Annotated in this window: 4 protein-coding genes and 4 tRNA genes; all 8 read left to right on the top strand. The window is 54.0% G+C overall.

Going from position 1 to position 3,127, the window contains the following annotated elements:
• Nucleotides 1-164: 164 nt before the first annotated feature.
• Nucleotides 165-1,130 carry a biotin--[acetyl-CoA-carboxylase] ligase gene (locus tag BUA49_RS17465; RefSeq protein WP_072799892.1) on the top strand — a complete coding sequence of 322 codons (966 nt, stop codon included), beginning with the start codon at nucleotides 165-167 and terminating at the stop codon, nucleotides 1,128-1,130.
• Complete coding sequence (locus BUA49_RS17460; protein WP_072799890.1) at nucleotides 1,127-1,858, top strand: type III pantothenate kinase; 732 nt, start codon at nucleotides 1,127-1,129, stop codon at nucleotides 1,856-1,858. Before BUA49_RS17465 ends, BUA49_RS17460 begins: the two co-directional genes overlap by 4 nt.
• Entirely contained in the window at nucleotides 1,858-2,553 is a 696-nt protein-coding gene (locus BUA49_RS17455; RefSeq protein ID WP_072799889.1) for a hypothetical protein, read from the top strand. Before BUA49_RS17460 ends, BUA49_RS17455 begins: the two co-directional genes overlap by 1 nt.
• Before the next feature lie 31 nt (nucleotides 2,554-2,584).
• Nucleotides 2,585-2,660 (top strand) — tRNA-Thr (locus BUA49_RS17450).
• Between the two features lie 40 nt (nucleotides 2,661-2,700).
• A tRNA-Tyr gene (locus tag BUA49_RS17445) sits at nucleotides 2,701-2,784 on the top strand.
• An 11-nt stretch (nucleotides 2,785-2,795) separates the two neighbouring features.
• Nucleotides 2,796-2,870 (top strand) — tRNA-Gly (locus BUA49_RS17440).
• A gap of 14 nt (nucleotides 2,871-2,884) precedes the next feature.
• Nucleotides 2,885-2,960, top strand: a tRNA-Thr gene (locus tag BUA49_RS17435).
• A 51-nt stretch (nucleotides 2,961-3,011) separates the two neighbouring features.
• A partial coding sequence (locus BUA49_RS17430; RefSeq protein WP_217650434.1) for a GTP-binding protein occupies nucleotides 3,012-3,127 on the top strand: 116 nt, incomplete at its 3' end.

Raw genomic sequence — 3,127 nt, 5'->3', positions numbered from 1 at the left:
CGCCGATGGTAGTGTGGCATTGCCCATGTGAGAGTAGGTCATCGTCAGACTCTTAATACCGAAAACCCCCAGCGGACTGCCGTTGGGGGTTTTTTCGTTTTGTCTTTTCATCTCTTCTGGTGTTTAATCCCCGCGTTACTCATTCTCCTGCCCGATGGTATTTTATGAAATCCAAAGCACTTGTATCGTTACTCAGTGATGGACAGGTTCATTCCGGAGAGCGTCTGGCCGGGGAGCTTGGCGTCAGTCGCACTGCAGTATGGAAGCAGGTGCATCGGGCGCTTGATGAGGGTTTCGAGATTGAGACCGTCAGAGGGCGGGGTTACAGGCTTGTTACGCCCGTGGACCTGCTTGATGCAGACATCATCCTGAGTGGGCTCGCTGAACCAGCTCGCAGTCGTATTTCCCTGTCCGTCCTGGATGAGGTGGATTCTACAAATACGGAGGTCCTCAGGCAGATATCGATGGGGGCGGCCGGCGTGCCGGTGGCTATCGCAGATAGTCAGACCATGGGGCGAGGCCGTCGTGGTCGGCCTTGGCGCAGTCCCCGGGGTGAGAATTTATACTTGAGTGCTGGCCTGACGTTCCATGGCGGGTTTTCCGTTCTTGATGGGCTTAGTCTTGTATTGGGCGTTGCTGTCGCTGAAACTCTCGAGGAGTTAGGTGTGCCCGGTGTACGCCTCAAGTGGCCCAATGATATCTTCCTGCCTGACGGAAAGCTCGGAGGGATTCTGGTCGAGCTTCAGGGGGAGTTGCAGGAAGGACTTGTCCGGGTTATCGCCGGTATCGGCATCAACGTCCATATGAGTCGCGCTGATGATGTTGATCAGCCTTGGTCTAGTCTCGCCGGCATCTCTTCGCAAACCGGCTGGTCACGGAACCGGATTGCATCTGCTCTCATCAGTGCATTGCTTGAGAGCGCCGAGATTTTCGCTGAAAAAGGGTTCAGCGCCTTTCAGGAGCTGTGGCAAGCCCGGGACTTGTTCAAGGGGCAACATCTCGTGGCTCAGGGGGGCGGTGTCATCGGCGTTGGTTGTGGTATCGATAAACAGGGAAACTATCTTGTCGAGGGAGAGTCAGGTGTGGTCCCCATTCGTGCGGGCGAAATAAGTTTGCGGGTCGCATTATGAGGCTGTTGGTCGATGCGGGTAATACCCGTTTTAAGTGGCGCTTGGAGCAGGAAGGTATCGTTATTGACGAGGGCTGGTCTGCGCTGGGCACGAATGCCCCGCTGGCGAGTATTGAAGGTTATCTGGGAGCAGTTTCCCGGGTTGGGGTTTCGGCGGTTATCCACGAAGATATTCGGCTGCGGCTTTCATCATACCTCGAGCAAAAGGTATCCGGCCCGGTGCATTTTTACTGGGCTGAAGCCCAGCGATTTGGCTTGCGAAACTCTTACATGGATCCGCGGACCATGGGAGCCGATCGCTGGCATGGGATGTATGGCGCGTGGAAGCGCTACAAGTGCGGATGTGCCGTCATAGATGCTGGTAGCGCGATTACTGTGGACTATGTTAATAATTCTGGGCAGCATCTCGGTGGGTATATCCTTCCTGGTCTGAAGATGATGTTAAAAAGCCTGAAAAATGACGCGGCCCGAATTGCATTTGAGGAGGGTGAGGTGTCGAAGGCGGAACCAGGAATTAATACCGCAGAGTGTGTAAATCAAGGGTTGTCCTGGTTGTCTCGGGCAATGATTGAACGGGTCAGCAAGGATGTGTCTGAGTTGAATTTGTCTCAGACTCTGGTAACCGGAGGAGATGCGGGACGACTGTTTGCACTGGGAATGAAGGGGGCTCATCACCCCTCACTGGTACTGGATGGCCTTGGGTATATCGATAGTGAGGCGTTTGGATAATGAAATTTTTTGCGCTTGCTCTGCTGGTCCTGAATGCCGCACTTTGGTACGCCGCTAGCAAGTCGCCTGAATCCCAGCTGTCCAATAACGTGGTGACCGGGACCCTGCCGAGGGTAGGGAGTCTAAAGTTTTCGGATTTGCGCGACGTTAGTTCTGTCGAGCCAGCAGGTTCTGCAAATGTCATCGGCTCGGGCGAGCCACTGGCGCAAAGCTGCGTGACGGTTGGCTGGTTCGATACCCGCGCTGCGGCCGAAACGCTGGCTGATGAGGTTATTGCCATTCGGTCTCAGGGGTATCGAGTGCAACAAAGAGAGCGGGAGTTTCCGCCGCTGCATTGGGTTATTATTCCTCCCCAGCCGGAGCAGGTTGCTCTGGAACAGTTGAGAAATCTTCGGAAACAAGGCGTCGACTCTTACCTGGTCACGCAGGGCGAAAACCGTAATGCCATTTCACTCGGGTTGTTTGAGTCTCTCGAGGCCGCAATCTCCGTTCTCGAAGAAAAAAAACATCAGAATCTCAATGCGGTACTGGTCAACTTCCCCCGAAATCAGCTAAGCTACGCGCTGTCTTTTGAGGCGAGGCCGGAGCTTGTTGAAAAGCGGGTTCGAGCGGCAGAAGCGGATTATGGCAATAATTTCGATTTCATCGAAATCAACGCTTGTGAGGGTGTTGCAACGCCAGCCAAAACTCCGTAGTATACCGCCCTCGCTTAAGAGGCGATTGTGAGCTGGCGTAGCTCAGTTGGTAGAGCAGCTGACTTGTAATCAGCAGGTCGGGGGTTCGATTCCGTCCGCCAGCTCCACTTTTTTGTTGTGACAGGTGCGTAATGCTGCACCTGACTCGGAGGGGTTCCCGAGTGGCCAAAGGGATCAGACTGTAAATCTGACGCGAAAGCTTCGCAGGTTCGAATCCTGCCCCCTCCACCACTTAATTGCTCGCGGGCATCGTATAGTGGCTATTACCTCAGCCTTCCAAGCTGATGACGCGGGTTCGATTCCCGCTGCCCGCTCCAATTTTACTTGTAATGCTCATGTAGCTCAGTCGGTAGAGCACATCCTTGGTAAGGATGAGGTCACCGGTTCAACTCCGGTCATGAGCTCCACTACTTATCCGGTCAGCGTTACGATCCAGGTTGATCAGGGAGATTGGTCGAATGTCTAAGTCTAAGTTTGAACGTAAAAAGCCGCACCTGAACGTGGGCACTATTGGTCACGTAGACCATGGTAAGACGACTCTGACCGCTGCTCTGACTCGTGTTTGTCACGAAGT

Origin of the sequence: Marinobacter antarcticus, assembly GCF_900142385.1 — a bacterium.
GTDB lineage: Bacteria > Pseudomonadota > Gammaproteobacteria > Pseudomonadales > Oleiphilaceae > Marinobacter > Marinobacter antarcticus.
Note: the sequence above shows the minus strand (reverse complement) of the source record. Positions and strands in the feature narration are given on the sequence as shown.

Coding starts and splice junctions, on each gene's coding strand:
- BUA49_RS17455 (WP_072799889.1), top strand. CDS start 1,858: ATGAAATTTTTTGCGCTTGCTCTGCTGGTCCTGAATGCCGCACTTTGG.
- BUA49_RS17460 (WP_072799890.1), top strand. CDS start 1,127: ATGAGGCTGTTGGTCGATGCGGGTAATACCCGTTTTAAGTGGCGCTTG.
- BUA49_RS17465 (WP_072799892.1), top strand. CDS start 165: ATGAAATCCAAAGCACTTGTATCGTTACTCAGTGATGGACAGGTTCAT.